Here is a 20,429-nt window from a genome sequence, read left to right as displayed (position 1 = left end):
TACATGGTCGACAGCACACCCGAACCCGGTTCCGAGGAGGCGATCCGCGCTTACAAGACGATCCTGTCGCAGGTCATCGACCAGCGGCCGTCCGGCATGCGCCAGCGTCTTGCCGACGCGCTCGGAAAGCATCGCAGCTTCGTCACGCAGATATCGAGCCCGGCCTATTCGATCCCCATCCCGTCAAAGCATTTGCCGGCTATCTTTTCCGTCTGCCATTTCAGCCAGGCGGAGCGCGACCAGTTCCTTGCCGCCTACCATCAGGCGCATCCGGGCAAGATCTCGCTCGCGGCAGGCATGCGCAAGACAAGGCATGTATCACTTGTCGTGCCTGATTTCGGCGACGACAAGCAGAATGCGGCGTTCGACCGCGCGATCAACGAATTCATCCAGAAGGTCACCAGCATCACCGGCAAGAGTGGCTGATTGATCCCTTGATGCCAGGCTATTTCGGGAGGAGACGGCCGTGAAGAAATTCATGAATTCGGTGGACACGGTGCTGACCGAAAGCCTCGATGGTTTCGCTGCCGCCCATGCCGACATCCTGATGCTTGGCGAGAACCGCAAGTTCATCCGCCGCAAGACCCTGCGGCCGGGCAAGGTGGCGCTTATCTCGGGCGGCGGCTCCGGCCACGAACCGCTGCATGGCGGCTTTGTCGGGCACGGCATGCTGGATGCCGCATGCCCGGGCCAGGTGTTCACCTCGCCGACGCCGGACCAGATGCTGGCGGCGGCGCAAGCCGTCGACACGGGGGCGGGCTGCCTGTTCATCGTCAAGAACTATGAGGGCGACGTCATGAACTTCGACATGGCGGCCGAAATGTCCGACGGCGTCCTTCAAGTGGTGACCAATGACGATGTCGCCGTCGAAAACTCTTCCTATACGACCGGCCGGCGCGGCGTCGCCGGCACGCTGGTGGTGGAGAAGATCGTCGGGGCGGCGGCCGAGCATGGCATGGCGCTGAGGCCGCTGAAGGCGCTCGGCGAGCGCGTCAACGCCGCGACACGCTCGATGGGCGTGGCGCTGACCAGCGGCACCGTGCCCGCGGCCGGCCGGCCGACCTTCGACATCGGCGACGGCGAGATGGAGTTCGGCGTCGGCATCCATGGCGAGCCCGGCCGCCGGCGCGACAGGTTGAAGGGCGCCGATGCGATCGCCGAGGAAATCTGCACGGCGATCCTGGGCGATCTCGGCGACAGGGCGCGAGGTCCAGCCCTGCTGTTCGTCAACGGCTTCGGCGGCACGCCGCTGATGGAGCTCTACCTGATGTACAACAGCGCGCGCCGTATCTGCGAACAGCACGGTGTCACCATAAGCCGCTCCCTGGTCGGCACCTATGTCACCTCGCTCGACATGGCCGGCTGTTCGATCACGCTGACCATGCTCGACGACGAGATGAGGGGCTGGTGGGATGCGCCTGTCCACACGTCCTCATTGCGCTGGGGCATGTAGCGCTGGCTTCCACAGGGCTTTTCTGCAACCATCCCGGGCCAACGCCATTTTCGTAACGCTGCCTGGTCGATGCTGCCGTCTCTCACCACCGCCGAAGAAAAACTGCTGCTGCGCTACGCCGACCCCGGGGCTCGCGCGGTCGAGGACATCTCGTCGGCAAAGTCACTGTCGGCGCTGCTCGACAATGCCGAGTTCCACGGCATCCTGCCGATCATGCTGCGCAAGCTCCGGGAGCGCGGCGATGCGCATCTGCCCAGGGATGCCGGCCTTGAGGCCAGGCTGGAGGATCTGCGCCAGAAGGCCACGATCGCCACCGGCCAGTCGATGCTGCTGCAATACCACGGCGACCGCATCATGAAGGGGATGGCGGCGCAGAACATTCCGGCCCGAATCGTCAAGGGACCGGTCTTCGCGCGAAAGCTCTATCGCAATGTCTCCGACAGGCCGTTCACCGACATCGACATCCTCGTCGATCCCGCGGACCTCGCACGGGCAAACAAGGTGATCGCGGCAAACGGCTTCGAGCTGGGCAGCAATGAAGCCGAATCCTACCAGTTGCAGGAATTCAAATGGCTGGAGAAGGAAAATTCCAGCCTGCTGGTCGAACTGCATGGAGACCTAGTGCATGACACCGGCATGCGGCGGCGCCTGTCGCTGGGCTTCCGCGAACTCGCCATCATCGACGGCGATGCGGCGGACACGCCGGCCGCCCTGTTGACGATCGCCATCGTGCATGCCGCCGGCGGACACAAGTTCCACCGGCTGCAGCTGTGCGTGGACGTGCTGCAAGGCGTGCGGGCGTTGCATTCGCCGGAATCCGAAACGCGCCTGCTCGACGCCGCGCGCATGACCGGCATCGAACTGGAACTGGCGATCGTGCTCAACGTCACCGGCCGGTTGTTCGATGAGCCGCACGCGCTCGAACTCGCCGGGCGCATCAAGCCCGATTTGTCGATACGGCTGGCCAGGCAGCTGATCACGACGAATACGCTGCTCAGGGTCAATTCGAGGGAGAAGATCGGCTCGCGCCTGCGCCGCGACGCGTTCCGCTGGATCCAGCGGCTGGCAAAGGCGAGGCCTTACGTCGCCTGAGCGGAGCCTCTCGCTGCCAGGGCGGCCCGGATCAGTTCGGCGGCATCGGCCGGCCGCGCCCCTACTTCCAGTGTGAAGGTCGGCACGGCTGAGACCAGCTTCCCGATCGTTGCCAGCCGGCGCTTCTGCAGGGGCAGCAGCCCGGTCGCGCCGGTGCGGACATTGTCCATCGCCAGCGCCACCATTGCATCGGTGCGCGCCATGGGCAGGAGCCGGGTCCCAGCATCGGCGGAACGTGCAAGGTGCAGGAGTGCCGCCACCGGGCGGGCCGTCGGGGTTTCGATCCGGACGATGCCACCCAGCTTTTCCAACGAGACGGCCTGTTCGCCATTGCGGTCCCAGGAAGGGCCAAGGCACGGCGCCACCTCGGGGATCATCCCGGCGGTCTTCTGGTGGATCTTGACGTGGCGTGGCAGGCCCCAGGCAACAGGCGGGACAGACGTGACGTCCAGGATCATCGCATCGTCGGAGCACAGGCCGAAACCTTGCGTTGCCAGGGCCAGCGACGTGGTGGTCTTGCCGGTGCCGCTCGGCGCGTGGATGAGCACGACCTCATCGTGGCCCGGCGGCGTCAGGCCTGCCGTGTGCAGCATATGCTGGCCGCCGGCGTCGAGCGCTGCGTCCAGCACCAGCATGGACGGCGTCCAGGCAGCCTCGCTGTCCGGCACGATCCGGAGCCTGGCCCAACCCGTCCCGTTGATCTCCACCGTCTGGCGCCCCGGAAAGACGAGGTGCACGCTGGGGCCGTCCGCGATCATCCGGCAGTAGCCGTCCTCCGGGATCTCACCATCGAAGATCAGCGATCCCTGCGGCGACTCGTCCAAGATCTCCACCTCGTCTATTTCGAGATGAAAATCCGGCGCGGCCGAACCGTCGATGCGCAAGCTGGCAAGCATCCTGTCCAAATCCTGCCACAGATCCGGGCGTTCCGCCGAAATGCCGAAGAGCTGGCCGTTGAGGTCATAGCACGCGGAAGGTCTGGTCAAGCGGGGCGCACCTTTGTGGAGCTCGCGGAGTGGCGATAGATCTCGACCATGCCGGGAAGGCTGTCGCTGACCACGGGCTTGCCATCGAGGCAGACCCAGCAATGCGCCGACAGGCGCGGCGACTGCAGCGACTTCGGATCGACGCCGAAGCGCAGTTCCGGATCGAACCCGGCAAAGCGCAGGAAACGGTGGCCGAGCAGGCCTTCGCGCAGGCATCTGCGGTCGCGCATCAGCCAGGGGCGGCGCACGGCACGGTTGACGCGCGCGACGATGTAGGCGGCGGGCAGGCCGCGATAAGGCGTGGACGACGCAAGCGGCGCCCATTTCAGGACATCCTCGAAGCTGCGGTTCGCAACAAGAATCGGCAGCAGCCGCGCGCTTGCCCAGAGATGGCAGCGAAACAAGGCGCGCAGGAACGGGCTATCGGCCATCAGGCGCCCACCTCAGGCCCCCGGAGCGGCGAGGATGCCTTCCGAAACGAGGTCGGCGGCCAGCGCCGCCATGTCCTCGTCGAGCGTGTCCTTGTCGACCTCGAACTCGGCGCAAAGCAGGCCGACGATCTGGTCGAGACTGCGTTCGCCATCCACCTTGTCCAGAAAGGCTTCGGTCGTGCCGTTGCATGTGTAAAGCTGGCCGCTGCGCGCCAGAAGCACGACCGCGCCATCGCCGACATGCTGGACCGAGGCGTCGTCGGCCAGCCGCAAAACAGTCCCGGAGGCAATTTCCATCACAAACCCCAACAAGCCATGCAAGAACCCCGAAACGAGATAGCGCGATGAGGGGGCACTGTCTATCTGCCGGCCGGGAGACGCTCCGCGAAGTGTCGTATCTCCGCCAAATCACCGTCGGACCGCCAGAACAGGATCAGCAATAACGGCCGCCAAATCGTCCCAGAAATAGTCGTCGACTACGCGCGATCGGCGGGCAAGTCGACCGGCATATCAGTTGCTTTTCTTCCCCATGGTAAGGTAAGGACTCCACGGGGCTTTGGGGAGATAACATATGCGTTACAACTGGGAGCGGGCGCCGACGACTTTCGAGCGTCATCGAAAAGCACTTGCGGCGGCCATTTTGATCTTCGGTGGTGTCGGCCTCATGCTTGTGGCTCTGCCTATCTAGAAATTCGAATTTATCCAACGAATTCCGTATATTAGCCATCTCTAATCCGAATTTCAGCGCGCCTGCGCGGTCACGGCGATGAAGCGACTGTCGAGGCTTCGAAGCCTTGGCTGAAACGCTGCGCCAGTATGACAATGACGGCCGGTTGGACGATCAGGATCGGTTTGCCGCCGACAAACTCATCCGCGCGCGTGTCGATGATGTCGCTCTGCGAATAGCCGGGCACCGAGGCGCCGGCGTCGAGTTCGCCATATTGTTCGAAGGCGAAATAGGCACCATCGGGCAAAACACCGACAATGCGGCGCGCGGCGGCATCGCCGGCGCAAGCGGCTGCGGTCGATACAGCCAGCGCCACTCCAGTTGCCAGCGCCAGCGCCGGCATTGCCGTGACCGCCTCCTGATTGCGCAGGCCCTCCCCTTCCTTATGCACCGCACTGCACGACACCACGCATGTCAGGTCTAGCGAGGCCGGCATAGACGAAAATCAGGGAAGACAGCGCCGGAAGAAACAGCATAGGCTGTTTGCAAAGACGGCAAATCGCTCCTGGGGAGGATATGGATGGCTTCACGCTATCGCGAGGTCTATGACGGCTGGAAACGCGACCCGGAAAAATTCTGGGCCGACGCGGCCGAGGCCATCGACTGGTATTCGCCCTGGGACAAGGTGTTCGACCCCACTGCCGGCGTCTATGGCCGCTGGTTCACCGGCGCGACCTGCAACACCTGCTACAATGCACTCGACCGACATGTCGCCGGCGGACGGGCCGACCAGATCGCGCTGATCCACGACAGCGCCATCACCGGCACGGTGAAGAAATTCACCTATGCCGAGCTCAAGCGCGAAGTGGTGGCGCTGACCTCGGTGCTGAAAAACCGGGGTATCGGCAAGGGCGACCGCGTCATCATCTACATGCCCATGGTGGCGGAAGCGGCGATCGCCATGCTCGCCTGCGCCCGGATCGGCGCCGTCCATTCGGTGGTGTTCGGCGGCTTTGCCTCGCATGAACTGGCCACCCGCATCGATGACGCCAAACCGAAGCTCATCATCTCGGCCTCCTGCGGCCTGGAGCCGGGGCGGGTCGTCGCCTACAAGCCGCTGCTCGACAAGGCGATCGAAATGTCCCGGCACAGACCGGACGGATGCCTGATCCTGCAGCGCGACCAGTTGCGCTGCGAGATGAAGGATCACTACGACATCGACTATGCCGACGCGGTGGCGCGCGAGCGGGCGGCGGGCGCCAATGTCGACTGCGTGCCGGTGCTGGCCACCGACCCGCTCTACATCATCTACACCTCGGGCACGACTGGCCAGCCCAAGGGCATCGTGCGCGACAATGGCGGCCACATGGTCGCGCTGAAATGGACGATGGACAACGAGTTCGGCGTCAAGCCGGGCGAAGTGTTCTGGGCTGCTTCCGACGTCGGCTGGGTGGTCGGCCATTCCTACATCGTCTACGGGCCGCTGCTGCATGGCTGCACCAGCATCCTGTTCGAAGGCAAGCCGATCGGCACCCCGGACGCCGGCACCTACTGGCGGGTGATTTCGGAGCATGGCGTGGTCGCGCTGTTTACCGCACCGACGGCGTTCCGCGCCATCAAGGGGCAGGATCCCAAGGGCGAGTTCGTTCCCAAATACGATCTGTCGACATTTCGCACATTGTTCCTGGCGGGCGAACGCGCCGACCCGGAGACCATCAAATGGGCCGAGCAGAAACTCAGCGTCCCGGTGGTCGACCATTGGTGGCAGACGGAAACCGGTTCGCCGATGACGATCAACCCGGCCGGGCTCGGCCTGCTGCCCGTGAAATATGGCTCTCCAGGCGTGCCGATGCCCGGATACGACATCCGCGTGCTCGACGATGCTGGCCATGAAGTGGCGCGCGGCACGCTCGGCAATGTCGTGGTCAAGCTGCCGCTGCCGGCCGGCTGCCTGCCGACGCTGTGGAACGCCGACGCCCGCTTCCGGCAGGCTTATCTCGAGGAGTTTCCCGGCTTCTACAAGACCGCGGATGCCGGCATGGTCGACGAGGACGGCTATCTCTATGTGATGGCCCGCACCGACGACATCATCAATGTCGCCGGACACCGGCTGTCGACGGGCGCCATGGAAGAGGTGCTGGCCGCCCATCCCGATGTCGCCGAATGCGCGGTGGTAGGCATCGCCGATGCGATGAAGGGCCAGATTCCCCTCGGCTTCGTGGTGCTCAATGCCGGCATCGCGCGTGACGGCGGCGCGATCGAGCAGGAGGTCGTCGCGCTGGTGCGCGAGCGCATCGGCCCGGTCGCCGCCTTCAAGACGGTGGTGACGATCAAGCGCCTGCCCAAGACGCGGTCGGGAAAGATCCTGCGCGGCACCATGCAGAAGATCGCCGACAAGGAGGAATGGACGATGCCGGCCACCATCGACGATCCCGCCATACTCGATGAAATCACCGCCGCCATGAAGGCGCGCGGGATCGGGGTTTGACGGCCAGCCATCGCCATTTCCCGGATGTTGCGGGGCGGCGACTTTTGTGATCGCCGCAAGGCGCAATCGTTGATTGTGCGTCGCAGCATTCCACCCTAGACTTTCCCTGGGGGGCCATCCGGCGGTGCGGTATGGCTCAGCAGAAAATCACATTTGGCGGCGTCGATCTCCTGCGGTTTGCCGCTGCCGTTCTGGTCATGGTCTACCACTACGGCTTCTGGGTGTGGGCCTACCCCAATGGTATTTCCGCCCAAGCGACGGGCGGCATCCCGGCGCGGCCCGACATTGGCGCCTGGGTCGGATCCGGTTGGGTCGGCGTCGAGATTTTCTTCGTCATCAGCGGCTTCGTCATTGCCTTCAGCGCCGAGAAATCGACGCCGCTGCGCTTCTTCGAAGCCAGGATCAAGAGACTGGCACCGGCGGTCTGGATCTGCGCGCCGGTCACCGCGGCCTTGTTGCTCGCCATCGACCTGAGCTGGCCGACCGATGCGCTGGTCAGGCTGGTCCGGACCGGCCTGTTTGCGCCCTATGGGCCATGGGTGGACAGCGTCTACTGGACGCTCGGCATCGAGATCGCGTTCTACGCAATCGTCTGGGCGCTGCTGCGGCTCGGCCGCTTCGACCTGATGGAAACGGTGGCCATCGTCATTGGCATGGTCAGCACGCTTTTCTGGTGCCTCTATTATCCGCTCGGCTGGTCGGACTTGGCCGAGACACGCATGCTGCAGCTCACTCTGGTGCATCACGGCTGCTTCTTCGCCGTCGGCGTGCTGATGTGGCTGATGCGCCTCAAGGCGGCGACGGCGGCCCGCCTCGGCTTCTGTCTGCTGTTCCTCGGTGGCGGCGTGCTGCAGATCGCGAGTTCCGTCGACGTCCACAGCATCAAGGTCGGGGCGGTCATGCCTTATGCGCCGCCGATCCTGATTTTCCTCGTGGCAATCGCGCTGATGGCATGGTCGCTGCGTCTCGATCTCAGCTGGGGCGGCTGGCGCCGGATCGGCCTGATGACCTATCCGCTTTACCTGATCCACGACGTCGTCGGCGCAGCGATGCTGGGCGCCATGGTGCGTGCCGGACTGCCTTATCTCCTGTCGATGGCAATCGCCGGCGCTGCCATGATCGCCGCAAGCTGGCTGGTGGCGTCGCAAGCCGAACCGCGCATCCGCCAGCTGCTCGACCACACGGTCTTCCGATACCGGCTGAAGGCGGCGTAAGCAGCTTCATCGCCAGCCGCGATCAACGCGGCCGGCCCGGCAAGAACGACGGATCAATCAGACCGTCGCCTTTGCCCGCACTTCCGACTTGTCGAGATAGTAGGTCGAGTACTTGTCGAAGAATTTTTCCGACGCGCCGAGCGACCCGTATTTGGCCAGCTTCTTCAGATCGACCTTGTTCAACACCGCGCCGACGATCTTGTTGGCGACATAGGGTTCGGATTCCAGCATCGAGCGCACCATGGCGCGCGGGGTGCGGCCCCATTCGGTGACCAGCACGAAGCCGTCGACGAGCGGCGCGAAGGCCTTTGCGTCCACGACCGGGCCGAGCGGCGGCAGGTCGACGACGATGTACTCGAACGTTTCCTTGGCGTTCTCGATGAAGCGCCGCATGCCGGCCGAGGAGAGTAGCTCGCTGGTGTGCGAGAAGTTGCCGCGCAGCACGGCCGGGATGATCGCCAGCTTGGTCTGCCTGTCGATCTTCCCCACGGACTGCCAGGTCTGGCCGTTGACCACCGCCTCCATCAGTCCCTGTTCTGCTTCCATCCCCAGGCTGCGGCTGAGGCCCGGATTGCGCAAGTCGCCGTCGATGAGCAGCGTCCTGGCGCCGTTGGCGGCCAGCAACCCGGCCAGATTGGCCGCGACCGTCGACTTGCCTTCGCCGGGCAGCACCGAAATGACGCCTATGACGCGGCTGCCCTGTCCTTCAAGCACGACGTCGAAGGCAATCTTGGCGCTGCGCAGCGTTTCCGAGAACATCGATGCCGGAGCGTCGATACTCACCCGCATACGCGCCCGTCTTTCGAGCGCCGCCGGTGACCTGGCGGCCTTCTGGTCGGCTTCGTCAGCCGGCTTGCTTTCCTTCGCCGCCTTGCCGCCGATTGTTGGCAGGTAGCCCAGGAATTTGAGGCCGACACGATCGCGCACCTCGTCGCCGGTGCGGAAGAACCGTTCGTTGAATTCGTTGAGGCCGCCGAAGCCGGCGCCCATAAGCAGGCCAAGCACCAGCGAGAGGCCGAGCACGACGACGGTGCGCGGGCTGGAAGCCGAGAGCGGCGTAGAGGCGTCCGAAATGATGCGTATCTTGCCGACGGGGAAGGACTGCTGCTGCGCCGCTTCCTCGTAGCGGCCCAGGAAGGTCTGGTAGAGTGTGGTGAGCGCGGTCGCCTTCTGATCGAGGTCGCGCAGCTTGACCTGCGACTGGTTGTCGATCGAGCTCTTGCCCTGCGCGGCCGCGACGTTGGCCCGCAGAGCCGTCTCGCGTGCCTGCGCCACTTCAAACTCGTTGCGATAGCTTTGGGTCAGCTGTTTAAGCTCACCGAATATCTGAGCCGATATGTCGGCCTTCTCCTTGGCCAGCGCCACGGCCTGGGGGTGCTCGGGACCGAAATTGGCCTCGACATCCTGCTGCCGCTTGGCGACCGCCAGGTAACGCGTCTTCAGCGTCGAGATCAGTGCGCTGCTCGGCTGGTCTGCCGAGATGGCGGCGTCCTTGAAGGCGTTGTCCGAGCCGCTGTCGACGATCTGCTTGTACTGCTGGTAGCGGGCGCTGGCGCGCGCCGTGTCGGCCTGCGCCACGATGAGCTGGGCGTTGAGGTCGGCGAGCTGCTTGTCGCTCATCAGCTGGCCATCGCTGTTGGCGGACAGGCCGTGCTCGGCCCTGAACTTCTCAACCGCCAGCGATGCCTGCTGCGAGCTCTCGCGCAGTTCCGTCAGTCGGCCCTGCAGCCAGACCGCCGCGCGCTCGGTGGCGTCGAAGCTGGCATCGAGCTGGTCGGCGAGATAGGCGTCGGCATAGGCCTTGGTGATGGCGTTCGCCAGACCCGGATCCGTAGCCTGGTAACCAAGCGCGATGACGTAGCTGCGTCCCACGCGCTCCGCCCGGATTTCGTTCTGCAGCTTGAGGATCGCATAGTCGCGGCGTGATGTCGCGATCAACGCATCGCGCGCGGCGGGGTCGAGCTTGCTGATGTCGCCGACGCCCGGCATGACGGGGCTTGGACGAAAATACTGGATGACGCCGCGAATGAGACCGACCCCCTGGGCGAGTGCCGACTGGGGCGGGTTCATGAAGGTGTCGTTCTGGTCGAGCTTGAGCTTGTCGACGACCACGGAGGCGAGCCTGGTCGAGGTCAGGATCTCGATCTGGCTCAGAATGGCCGAATCGGTCTGCATCGTGGTCGATGCCGCCGAAATGTCGTCGACGATCTTGTTCAGGCCCTCGTCGATCAGAACGCTGGCGACCGACTGGTATTTGGGTGGCGTGGTCTGCAGGTAGAGCATACCCAGGAAAAGGCCGATGACGGCGCACACGGCGACCACCTTGGCCTGCCGCGCGGCCATGCCAAGCAGCCGCTCGATATCGATGAAGTCTTCGCCGTTTCCTGCATCGGAATTCGGCAATGGCATCCTCTTGTCGAGAGGAAAGTTGGCATAGTTCATCTTCGGTCCCATTCCAGAGCCTGGACCACCCCGGCAGGCCGGGGCGGCGCTCTATCCGTTTGTTTGAGCACGATGTTTCCCGAAGATCGCGGTGCGCGTCTCGGGATCGTGCCTTGGCTCCCAGGTGCCTTGAAGATCGGGAGCATTGCCAGATGCAACGCAAGCGCCATGCCAGATGGCGGGAAGCCTGCCGGCCCCCACGCCGTAAGCCACCGGACAATGCTCCCGAAAGATGGGCATTATGCGGCTTCTTCCTGGCGCTCATGCGACCGCACGAACTCCCGCAGCATTTCGAAGACCGGGCCCTTCATGTCGGCGCGCGACAGAGCGAAGGCGACATTGGCCTGGATGAAGCCTTCCTTCGATCCGCAATCGAACATGCGGCCGTTGAAGGGCTGGGCAAAGAAGGGCTGGTCCTTGGCCAGCCGGACCATCGCGTCCGTCAGCTGGATTTCATTGCCGGCGCCACGCTGCTGATTGCCCAGGAGCGCGAAAATCTCCGGCTGCAGGATGTAGCGACCGTTGATGTAGAAGTTCGACGGCGCGTTGGCCGGCGCCGGCTTTTCGACCATGGCCGTGATCTCGAAACCGCCGCCGACATCGGCGCCACGGCCGACGATGCCGTATTTGTTGGTCTCGCTCGGATCGCAACGCTCGACGGCGATGACATTGCCGCCGGTCTGGGCATGGAGGTCGGTGATCTCGGCCAGGCAGCCGCGCCCGCCAAAGGAGACCATGTCGGGCAAAAGCAGGGCGAAGGGTTCGTTGCCGATGACCTCGCGCGCGCACCAGACGGCATGGCCGAGGCCTTGCGGCGACTGCTGGCGGATGAAGGAGGTGGCGCCCGCCACCGGCAGCAGGCTTTCCAGCGATTCCAGCTGCGCCTTCTTGCCGGTCTGCTCCAGGGTCCCGATCAATTCGGGATGCAGGTCGAAATAGTCCTCGATGACCGCCTTGTTGCGGCCGGTGACGAACACGATGTGTTCGATGCCGGCCTCGAAAGCCTCATCGACCGCATATTGCACCACGGGCCTGTCGACGACGGGGAGCATTTCCTTCGGCATCGACTTGGTCGCCGGCAGGAACCGTGTTCCAAGCCCCGCCACCGGTATCACGGCCTTCCTGATTTTCTTCATCGCAAATTCCTTCTGAGGAGATCGACTGCAGTCCATTCACAGGCCACGAAAAATCCCTCCATGTGCCTGCATCTTCACCTCCCCACCCCGACGGCAAACTGTGCCGCCATTCTTCGCAACCGCGCGGCGATCGGCATGCCCATATGCCTGACCGCCGCCGGGTCGCTGAGCGCCGTCCGGATCGCTTTGAGCGGGGACCGCGCCTTGATGTGTTGGACCATCGCCAGGAACGAGGCCGCCTTGCGCAGGCTGCGGCTGCGCCGGGCGAATGCCGCCCGGGCCGCCTCGTCCATGCGATGGGTTTGAGCGAATGCGGCATCCGCCTTGCGCATCGCCTCGACATGATGCGGCTCGAGCACGCGCGAGATGGAACCGCTGCGTATATGATAGGCATAGCCGATTTCAGGCTCGACCACGCATCTGCCGCCTTTGGCCAGGGCTTCGGCAAACAGGATGTAATCCTCGCCGATCCTCAGCTTCTCATCGTAGCGAAGCCGGTTCTCGTCCAGGAAGCGACGCAGGAAGATCGGCTTGAGATAACCGAGGTTGAACTTGGATTCGAAAACCACATTGCCGCCGATGTAGGTGGCCAGCGAAATCTCGCGCAATCCTTCCAGGTACCGGCGGGGGAACATGGCATCCTCGACGATGCCGTCCTCGCGGATGACCTGGAGGTTGTCGACGGCGATCTGGGCATCCGCCTTCTCGGCGCGGGCTATCATGGCGGCGAGGCGGCCGGGGAAGACGGCATCGTCGGAATCGAGAACCGCAATCCACCTGCCCCGGGCCGCTTCGAGGCCGGCATTGCGAGCCCCGCCGGGGCCTCTGTTCTTCTCGAGCGCAACGACGCGCACGATATCGTCCGGATAGGCCCGCGCCACGTCGAGCGTCGCATCACGTGACTTGTCGTCGACGACAATGATTTCGAGGGCGACATCCTTCTGGGCGATGGCGCTGGCGATCGCGCGATCAAGGGTCGCCTGCGCATTGTAGGCGGCGATGACGAAGGAGACGTCGGGAACAGGGGACGCGTCAGGCCGCACGCTTGCCCCCTTCCCCCGGCGAAGGCTGGCCGTAAAGGCGCAGCTCGCGGATGCCGACAAGCCCGCTCACGACGCCGACATGCATGATGCCGCGCAGCACGCTGCGGTTCCGGCGCACCGGACTGGCGACGACGGGAAGTGCGGCGGCAAAGCAAAAGATCGCCTTTGCCGAGGCCAGGCCGAGCTGCTTGGCCAGGCCGATGCCACCGGCATTCTGGCTGAGAAGACGGCCGTGCGTCTGGCCGACCCGGAAGCGGCGGCGGCCCAGCCAGTCGAACGCGGCCCTGGCGCGCGGGACCACTTCGTCGACCCATGCGTCCGGCGAAAAGACAATGCGGCCACCCATCCTGTGCACCTGGTCGAAGAACTCGGTGTCCTCGCCGCCGGTCTGGCCGCGCGCCAGGCTGAAGCGGCGGCCGCGCAGGCTCTCCGCTCCCAGGCGCAGCAACACATTGCAGGTGTAGCCGGTCCGGATCTCGCCATGCACCCAGACAGGCAAGGTGGAATGGAAATCGCCCCGCCGCATCCAGTCGGGCGCATCGGGACGATAAAGGGCCCGCACCGGACCAAGCACGGCGGTGGCGCCGCTCGCCTCGGCCGTCGCCACGAGTTCGGCGAGCCAGCCGGCGGTTGCCGTCTCGTCATCGTCGATGAAGGCAAGGAAATCCGCCTCGCTGGCATCGAGGCAGGCATTGCGGGCGACCGATATGTTGCGCGCGGGCGCATGCCGGTAGCGGATCGGCAACCCCAACTCCTGTGACAGCGCCGCCACCAGCGCCTGCGCGCTCGGCTTATCGTCATTGTCGGCGACGATGACGCCGACATCGAAGCCTTCCGGCATCCTCAGGGCGGCAAGCGAGCGCAGCGTGTCGGCCAGTTCAGGCCGCCGGAACGTGCAGACGCCGATGTCGATGACGCGGTTTCCGACCTGAACCGCCATCACGCAACCCCGCGCCGTGCGCCGAGGCCGAGAAGCTGCAGCCAGAAGCCGACGGACCAGGCGAAATGCATGACCATCGCCGAGACGCCAGCCAGCGCGACATCGGCCTTGCGCTGGCGAATGGCCGCCACCAGCCCGTAACCCAGGCACACCGACGCCCACAGCAGCAACGGCACCGCCGCGATCCAGTGAACGAAGGAGAAGGCAGCCAGGAGAACCACCGGGAAGACCGCCAGCGGCACCATCTGCCTGACCTTTGGGATGACGCGGTGCTTCAGCACATTCTTGGCGCGGCCGCGGCCATAGCCGAGATACTGGAAATAGAGGCCTTTGAGCGAGGCGCGGGGATAGTAGACCATCTGCGTCCTGCCGCTCATCCAGATCCTGTAGCCGGCCTGCCGCAGCCGGTAGTCGAGTTCGGCATCCTCGTTGTGGCTGAAGGTCTCGTCGTAGCCGCCGACCGCGCCGAAGGCCGATATCCGCATCAGCGCGTGATGGCCGTGATCGATCCACTCGCCGGCGGAGAGGTGGCGATGCCTGGAACCGCCGGTGCCCAGTTTGGAATTCTGCGCCGCGGCGGCAGCCTTCTGCACGGCACCGCTGCCGCTGGTCAGCATCGAAACCACAACGGAATCCGCACCCGTGGCCAGCGCCTCCTCGACCAGCCGGTCGCAATAGTCGTCGGGATAGCCGCCATGGGCGTCAATGCGGATCAGATATTCGGCACCGTCGCCGAAAGTGCCGACGGCGAGATTGATCGCAGCACTTTGGATGCGCCGCCTGTTGTGCAACAGGATGACGCGCGGATCCCTGGCGGCGACCTCTTCCACGATGGCCAGCGTGCCATCGGTGCTGCCGCCATCGGCAACGATGATCCTGGCGCCAAGCCTTTCGGCCGATGGCCGCAACTGGTCGAGCAGCGCCCCGATATGGGCCGCCTCGTTCAGGCAGGGTATCACGATCAGGCAGGAAGCAAGCGCTTGCGTCATCGGGCGTTGTCCATCCTATGCCAGGGCTTCGGCGGCGAGCGGTTCGCGCACGGCGCTCAGGCGGCGCAGCTTTTCGACCAGCGCCGTGCAGTCGCCGCGATCGTAGCTCCACATTCTGGGATTGTGCGCGAGCACGCGTGCCTTCAGCCTGCCGAAGCGGTGCTGCTCCATCCTGCCGAGCGCGGCTTCGAGCGCTTCGGATGTGGCGCTAGGCAACAGGATGCCGATATCCTGCTGCTTCAGGAACCGCCCGGTCTCGGTGTTGCCCATCGAGATCGGCACCGCGCCGAATCGGCACCCTTCATAAAGGCGGTTGGGCAATAGCCACTCCGAATTCTGCCCCGCCTCGAAGAAATCGATCGCCCAGGAAAAATGGACGTCCTGGTAGATCGCCGCCATGTCCTCGGGATTGCGGTACGGACCGCGAAACGACAAATAGGGCTCGGCATTGACGAAGGCATGGAAATCGGGGAATTCCGACAGCGCCGGACGGCCGCGCAGCACGATCTCGAACCGGCCCTCCATGCGGCGCGTGAAATCGGCCAGCAGTTCGAGCGAGCGGCGGCAGCGCAGCGCTCCGAACCAGCCGATGCGCCATGGCGGGGCCGCGGGATTTTCCAGGGCTTCGGGTTCGCTGGGCAGAATCGCGGCGGCTTCGAAATATTTGTTCTCGACCAGTTCGAAGGGCGCCGCGACCTGGCGAAACGGCTTGAAGTAATTGGCGATGAAGGCGGGCGAACTGGTGACCAGCAGCTTCACGTCCCGCGCCAGATGGCGCTCGGCGGCGCGCAGCACCTTGCCCAGGACATCGTCGCGCAGCACCAGGCGGTGGATATCAAGGCATTCGTAGACGGTCGGCACGGTGGCACCGAAAGCAGACCTCGCCCGGCGGGCAAGCGCCAGCATTTCCAGATTGCGCGCGATGATGAGATCGGGCCTTGGCGTGCCCGCGAGCTTTGCCCGAAGCGAGAGCGATGCTTTCGCGACCGCCGTCAGGCGCTGGGCGAATCGTCCGTCGCGCGTCGCGCCAAGATCGATCGGCCGCAATCCCTCGATATCGGCGATGGGAGTCGCGGTGCGGCGGAAGCCGGCCAGGGTGACCCGGGCGCCACCTGCCCTCAGCATGATGATCCGCCGGCGAACCGCCGGATCGGAGACATCGTGCACGAGGTACAAGACATGCAGCATGAAAACTCGACCGCTGTTTGACCCACCCAAGGGGATGCTAGTACAGCTCTTGCTGCATCGCAACATTTTTGGCGCGACGCTCCACGTTTTCTGTTGCACTGCAAAATTATTGCCGTAGTTTGGGGTCGGCGGTGGTTGTGGATTTCGGGGTGCCGAACTCCGCGCGAAAATCAGGAATCCTGAATTTGGAAGCCAACCCATTCGATCCGCCAGAAGGCTCGCTGCGCAAGTCCGTGGGCCGCGGCGCCGTGGTGACGGCGTTGTCGCAATCGGTGCGGGTCGCCACACAGATCATATCGGTCATCGTCCTGTCACGGCTCCTGTCGCCGCAGGATTTCGGCGTCGTGGCGATGTGTGCGCCGGTGCTTGCCTTCATCGCGCTGTTCCAGGATTTCGGCCTGACCCAGGCGACGATCCAGAAAACGGGCATCCGGCACGAGGAGGTGAACTATCTCTTCTGGATCAATGTCGCCGTAAGCGCCGTGCTGGCCTGCGTGCTCGCGGGCGCGGCCCCCCTGGTCGCCGCCTTCTACGGCGAGCCGCGCGTGGCCGGCCTGGTCGCGGCGCTCGGCCTGCAGATCATGGCCTACGGGCTCGGTGCCCAGCATCTGGCACTGCTGACGCGGCGCATGCAGTTCACCCGGCTGGCGGCGATCGATGTCGTGGGCGCGGTCGCGGGACTGGCGGTATCGATTGGCTGGACCTTCATCGACCGCTCCTACTGGGCGCTCTTCGCCGGCACGCTGACCGGCGCTGTGCTGCCAACCGTGTGCTACTGGGCCAGTTCGCGCTGGCGGCCCGGCATGCCGCGCAAGGTCGCGGGCATCAGCGAGCTGATCAATTTCGGCGCCGGCATCACCGGCTTCAATTTCGCCAATTTCTTCGCCCGCAACCTCGATAACGTGCTGATCGGCAAATACTGGGGCGAGGCTCAGCTCGGCCTCTATGACCGTGCCTACAAGCTGCTTCTGTTCCCGCTCAGCCAGATCACCAATCCGCTGTCGAAGGTGATGGTGCCGGCGCTGTCGCGGCTCAAGGACGAGCCGGATCGCTACCGCAGCGCGTATCTGCGCGTCATGCCGCTGATCCTTCTGGTGTCGCTGCCAGGCGTGGCGTTCGCCACCGCGATGTCGGATGTGCTTATTCCGTTCGTGCTCGGCGAGCAGTGGCGCGAAAGCGCCTCGATCTTCCTGGCGCTCGGCTTTGCCGGCCTGCTGCAGCCGCTCAACAATCCGGCCGGATGGCTTTTCGTCAGCCAGGGCCGCTCCGGCGACTTCATGCGCTGGGGCATCATCACGGCCGTGACCTCGGTTCTGGCCTTCGCGCTCGGCCTGCCCTATGGCGCGCTCGGCGTGGCGATTGCCTATGCGGTGAGCGAATATCTGCGCACGCCCTTCCTGTGGCTCTATGTCGGCAAGAGCGGACCGCTGCGGGCCAGCCATATACTTCATGCCGCGACGCCTTTCGTGCTCGGCGCGCATCTGGCGCTGGCGGCGGTCTGGCTGGTCAAACCGCTGCTGCCGCAGCAGCATGTCGTCGCGCTCGCTTGCGGCGCCGTGCTCGCCTACGCCATCACCGTCCTCATCGCGCTGGCCTTCGCGTCCGGCAGGGAGGCCTTGCGCGAAGCCCTGAAAATGCTGCCGGCAAGGCAGCCGGCGGCAACACCGCGCGAGGCGCAATAATTCCGGCGCCTTTCTCCGTTAAGGACGCCCACACAAGGAGCAGGTCTGATCCATGAACTACCGATCGATCTCCGACATGAACGACGCGATCGTCAGCAATCTTCATCGGTTGCCACGCGACATCGACCTCGTGGTCGGGGTGCCGAGAAGCGGCGTTCTGGCGGCGACGCTGGTCAGTCTCGCGGCCAACATTCCGATGACCGACCTAGATTCCTTCCTCGAAGGCAGGATCTACACGTCGGGCATCACCAAGCGCCGCGCCGCGCTCGACCGTAAGGTCTGCGAGATGCGCAAGGTGCTGGTGATCGACGACAGCATCGCCGGCGGCAACGCCATGCGCGACGCCCGCGCCCGCATCGAGGCGGCCGGCATCGAAGGCGACTTCTCCTATGCCGCCGTGTTCGGCCTGGAGCCTGAGCATCCGGAAACCGACATCGTCTTCGAGGTCGTCCTGCACCCGCGCATGTTCCAGTGGAATTTCATGCATCACAAATTCCTGGGGCAATGCTGCGTCGACATCGACGGAGTGCTGTGCCTCGATCCGACGGAGGCCGAAAACGACGACGGCCCGGCCTATGAGAAATTCCTCGCCGAGGCGCGGCCGCTTCATGCCCCGACCCACAGGATCGGCTGGCTGGTCACCAGCCGGCTGGAGAAATACCGCGCGCTGACCGAGGCCTGGCTGGCCAGGAACGGCATCCAGTACGACCAATTGATCATGCTCGACCTGCCAAGCAAGGCAGAACGGCAGCGGCTGGGCGCGCACGGCTCTTTCAAGGCCGACTTCTACCGCAAATCGGATGCCATCCTGTTCATCGAAAGCGAGCACGCGCAGGCGTTGAGAATCACCGAGCTGTCCGGCAAGCCGGTGCTGTGCGTCGAAACGCATATTGTGAGTTTTCCCGATGCGCTGTCGTTGCCCGCGCTCGGCCAGGCGGCACGCAACCTGCCGGCCAGGCTGAGGCAGATCAACTCGCGGGAAGGCCGCAAGAGCACCGCCAAGGCGCTGGCCCGCGCCCTGCTCGGCGCCCGTGGCTACGAAACGCTGAAAAGCCGGGTCAAGCGCCCGGCCTGATCAATCCCGACCGGGGTTGCTACGCGGCCTCACGGGCGCGTTGCCGCACCGCCCTGTCCAGTATCGAAAAGAAGGTCACGAACTGGCGATCCGGATCGAGTTCCGGACGCGCCGCGAAGAAGCGCGCGAGGTTCGAGACCCGTTCGTATTCCTTGTTGTCGTTCCACAGCAGCCTGACCGCGGCGACCCAGTCGGCGAGCGGAGCGTCGTAGTCGAGCACCGCGCCGCCGGGGCCGATCGCCTCGGGCAGGCCACCGCGCCGGGAACCGACGACCGGGATACCGCTGCAATGAGCCTCCGACGCGACCCGGCCCCAGGCCTCTTCCCATTTGGAAGGCGCGAGCAGGATACGGGTGCGGCCATAGACCGTCTTCATGTCGTTGGTGCGGTTCTCCAGCGTGACGTTGCCAAGCGGCGCGATGATCTTCTCGATGCGCGCCCGATGATCGTCCTCCAGCTTCCAGCTTTCGACGAACAGGAACGGGATTTCAGGGCATGCCCCGGCAATGCGAACCACCAGCTCGAAACCTTTTTCCTCGTAGGGATTGATGAAGGTGACGAACTGGCCGGTCGTCGGCGTGCTGTATTGCATCGGGTTGATGGTCGGCGGGATCACCACCGCCTCGATGCCGAATTCCCTGCCATAGGTCCGGGCGGTGAATTCCGAATTGGCGATGTAGAGCGCCGAATCCAGTTCGCGCAGATCGCCACCCAGTTCGTGGAACTCGACATTCCTGAGATAGACGACCAGCGGCACGCCCAGAGCCTGCAGCGCCTTGCCGAGCGGAACCGACTTGTGGCACTGCACCACCGCCACGTCGGGCTTCAGCTTCTTGACGGCAAAGCCGGCCGCGTCCCAGGGAAACCAGCTGCGCACGACGGGATAGCCGGGGTGGCTGTCCACGACGGCCGGCTGGCGCAGCAGCTTCATCTTGGCCCGCGCCTTGAGCCCGAACATGCCGTCACCAAAAAGGGCGGCAAGCACGCCCGCCTCATGGCCGTGCTCGATCAGTTGCTCGGCCAGATGATGGGTGCTCGACTGGACGCCGCCGCCGAACTCGGGCGGATAACCGTTGCCGCTGGCGAAAAGGACTTTCATCGTACCGGCTCCTTGTCGGATTCTGGTGTGCTGCCCCTGCACCTCAGGCGCTCTGGGGCGGATCAAGCGTCGCGAACGGATTGGTGCATGACTGCCATCCGGTGAACCGGATCGGATCGTTGGGCGAGCTGCGCCAGGCATAATCCGTCAGCATGTGGAATTCGGCGACGACCCAGCGGTCGAAATGCCGGAGATCGCGCCGCTTCTGCCTCGGCAGCAATTCGCGCGCGCGCCCAAGCTTCGCGGTCTCGAGCAAGGTGATGGCGTTGCTCAGTTTTTCGCTGGGAAATATCCAGGGATTGCGGTTGCGGAACTCCAGTACGAACTGTTCCAGGTGCTCTTTGCGGATGTTCAGCCTGCCGAGGTATTTTTCGAGCGTCACGCTTATCAGGTCCTCGTCCGAAAACGAGGAGACGGCCGCGTAGGCAACGCCTGTCGACGCGACGCCACCCGCCATGATGGCCAGAGCCGAACGCCGTGTGACTTCGATCATTCGATGTCTCC

At 64.6% G+C, this 20,429-nt stretch carries 19 protein-coding genes; 7 read left to right on the top strand and 12 right to left on the bottom strand.

Going from position 1 to position 20,429, the window contains the following annotated elements; translation table 11 throughout:
• The first annotated feature begins 3 nt into the window (after positions 1 to 3).
• The 3 genes from FFS37_RS01795 to FFS37_RS01785 all read left to right on the top strand — a co-directional run bounded on the left by FFS37_RS01795 (position 4) and on the right by FFS37_RS01785 (position 2,545).
• Positions 4 to 426, top strand: coding sequence for a hypothetical protein (locus FFS37_RS01795; protein WP_137929210.1), 423 nt, complete (start codon positions 4 to 6; stop codon positions 424 to 426).
• A gap of 40 nt (positions 427 to 466) precedes the next feature.
• Positions 467 to 1,453, top strand: coding sequence for a dihydroxyacetone kinase subunit DhaK (gene dhaK / locus FFS37_RS01790; RefSeq protein ID WP_137929209.1), 987 nt, complete (start codon positions 467 to 469; stop codon positions 1,451 to 1,453).
• A 69-nt stretch (positions 1,454 to 1,522) separates the two neighbouring features.
• The gene (locus FFS37_RS01785) at positions 1,523 to 2,545 is read left to right on the top strand and encodes a nucleotidyltransferase family protein (RefSeq protein ID WP_137929208.1); all 1,023 of its coding nucleotides are present in this window, start codon (positions 1,523 to 1,525) and stop codon (positions 2,543 to 2,545) included.
• On the opposite strand, the gene FFS37_RS01780 is transcribed toward FFS37_RS01785, so the two are convergent.
• The 4 genes from FFS37_RS01780 to FFS37_RS35990 all read right to left on the bottom strand — a co-directional run bounded on the left by FFS37_RS01780 (position 2,533) and on the right by FFS37_RS35990 (position 5,125).
• Positions 2,533 to 3,531, bottom strand: coding sequence for a phosphoenolpyruvate carboxykinase (ATP) (locus FFS37_RS01780; RefSeq protein ID WP_137929207.1), 999 nt, complete (start codon positions 3,529 to 3,531; stop codon positions 2,533 to 2,535). The genes FFS37_RS01785 and FFS37_RS01780 overlap by 13 nt on opposite strands.
• The gene (locus FFS37_RS01775; protein ID WP_137929206.1) at positions 3,528 to 3,962 is read right to left on the bottom strand and encodes a lasso peptide biosynthesis B2 protein; all 435 of its coding nucleotides are present in this window, start codon (positions 3,960 to 3,962) and stop codon (positions 3,528 to 3,530) included. Before FFS37_RS01775 ends, FFS37_RS01780 begins: the two co-directional genes overlap by 4 nt.
• Positions 3,963 to 3,974: 12 nt before the next feature.
• Positions 3,975 to 4,259 carry a PqqD family protein gene (locus tag FFS37_RS01770; RefSeq protein WP_137929205.1) on the bottom strand — a complete coding sequence of 95 codons (285 nt, stop codon included), beginning with the start codon at positions 4,257 to 4,259 and terminating at the stop codon, positions 3,975 to 3,977.
• A 461-nt stretch (positions 4,260 to 4,720) separates the two neighbouring features.
• Positions 4,721 to 5,125 carry a hypothetical protein gene (locus FFS37_RS35990; RefSeq protein ID WP_210240427.1) on the bottom strand — a complete coding sequence of 135 codons (405 nt, stop codon included), beginning with the start codon at positions 5,123 to 5,125 and terminating at the stop codon, positions 4,721 to 4,723.
• Between the two features lie 84 nt (positions 5,126 to 5,209).
• On the opposite strand from FFS37_RS35990, the gene FFS37_RS01760 reads away from it, so the two are divergent.
• Together FFS37_RS01760 and FFS37_RS01755 are read left to right on the top strand one after the other, a co-directional pair.
• On the top strand, positions 5,210 to 7,117 hold the full coding sequence (locus FFS37_RS01760) for a propionyl-CoA synthetase (RefSeq protein ID WP_137929204.1): 1,908 nt from the start codon (positions 5,210 to 5,212) through the stop codon (positions 7,115 to 7,117).
• Positions 7,118 to 7,248: 131 nt separating this feature from the next.
• On the top strand, positions 7,249 to 8,331 hold the full coding sequence (locus tag FFS37_RS01755) for an acyltransferase family protein (protein WP_137929203.1): 1,083 nt from the start codon (positions 7,249 to 7,251) through the stop codon (positions 8,329 to 8,331).
• 57 nt (positions 8,332 to 8,388) lie between these two features.
• On the opposite strand, the gene FFS37_RS01750 is transcribed toward FFS37_RS01755, so the two are convergent.
• The 6 genes from FFS37_RS01750 to FFS37_RS01725 form a co-directional block, all read right to left on the bottom strand.
• Positions 8,389 to 10,773: a polysaccharide biosynthesis tyrosine autokinase gene (locus FFS37_RS01750; RefSeq protein ID WP_137929202.1), complete on the bottom strand. Its 2,385-nt coding sequence runs from the start codon at positions 10,771 to 10,773 to the stop codon at positions 8,389 to 8,391.
• A 239-nt stretch (positions 10,774 to 11,012) separates the two neighbouring features.
• Positions 11,013 to 11,909, bottom strand: coding sequence for a UTP--glucose-1-phosphate uridylyltransferase (locus FFS37_RS01745; RefSeq protein WP_137929201.1), 897 nt, complete (start codon positions 11,907 to 11,909; stop codon positions 11,013 to 11,015).
• 74 nt (positions 11,910 to 11,983) lie between these two features.
• Complete coding sequence (locus FFS37_RS01740; protein ID WP_137929200.1) at positions 11,984 to 12,952, bottom strand: glycosyltransferase family 2 protein; 969 nt, start codon at positions 12,950 to 12,952, stop codon at positions 11,984 to 11,986.
• Entirely contained in the window at positions 12,942 to 13,892 is a 951-nt protein-coding gene (locus tag FFS37_RS01735) for a glycosyltransferase (RefSeq protein ID WP_137929199.1), read from the bottom strand. Before FFS37_RS01735 ends, FFS37_RS01740 begins: the two co-directional genes overlap by 11 nt.
• On the bottom strand, positions 13,892 to 14,881 hold the full coding sequence (locus FFS37_RS01730; RefSeq protein ID WP_137929198.1) for a glycosyltransferase family 2 protein: 990 nt from the start codon (positions 14,879 to 14,881) through the stop codon (positions 13,892 to 13,894). The genes FFS37_RS01735 and FFS37_RS01730 overlap by 1 nt, the downstream gene beginning before the upstream one ends.
• 15 nt (positions 14,882 to 14,896) lie before the next feature.
• Positions 14,897 to 16,069 (bottom strand): glycosyltransferase family protein, encoded by a 1,173-nt coding sequence (locus FFS37_RS01725; protein WP_137929197.1) that lies wholly within the window; start codon positions 16,067 to 16,069, stop codon positions 14,897 to 14,899.
• 185 nt (positions 16,070 to 16,254) lie between these two features.
• Here FFS37_RS01725 and FFS37_RS01720 point away from each other — a divergent pair, with 185 nt between their 5' ends.
• Both FFS37_RS01720 and FFS37_RS01715 read left to right on the top strand, forming a co-directional pair.
• Positions 16,255 to 17,751 carry a lipopolysaccharide biosynthesis protein gene (locus FFS37_RS01720; RefSeq protein ID WP_137929196.1) on the top strand — a complete coding sequence of 499 codons (1,497 nt, stop codon included), beginning with the start codon at positions 16,255 to 16,257 and terminating at the stop codon, positions 17,749 to 17,751.
• A 52-nt stretch (positions 17,752 to 17,803) separates the two neighbouring features.
• A complete protein-coding gene (locus FFS37_RS01715) occupies positions 17,804 to 18,826 on the top strand; it encodes a phosphoribosyltransferase family protein (RefSeq protein ID WP_137929195.1) in 1,023 nt (340 codons plus the stop codon).
• 19 nt (positions 18,827 to 18,845) lie between these two features.
• Here FFS37_RS01715 and FFS37_RS01710 read toward each other — a convergent pair whose 3' ends face one another.
• Together FFS37_RS01710 and FFS37_RS01705 are read right to left on the bottom strand one after the other, a co-directional pair.
• Entirely contained in the window at positions 18,846 to 19,925 is a 1,080-nt protein-coding gene (locus FFS37_RS01710; RefSeq protein WP_137929194.1) for a glycosyltransferase, read from the bottom strand.
• A gap of 43 nt (positions 19,926 to 19,968) precedes the next feature.
• Complete coding sequence (locus FFS37_RS01705) at positions 19,969 to 20,418, bottom strand: hypothetical protein (protein ID WP_137929193.1); 450 nt, start codon at positions 20,416 to 20,418, stop codon at positions 19,969 to 19,971.
• Positions 20,419 to 20,429 lie beyond the last annotated feature (11 nt).

Origin of the sequence: Mesorhizobium comanense (genome assembly GCF_005503535.1) — a bacterium.
GTDB classification, from domain to species: Bacteria; Pseudomonadota; Alphaproteobacteria; order Rhizobiales; family Rhizobiaceae; genus Mesorhizobium; species Mesorhizobium comanense.
Note: the sequence above shows the minus strand (reverse complement) of the source record. Positions and strands in the feature narration are given on the sequence as shown.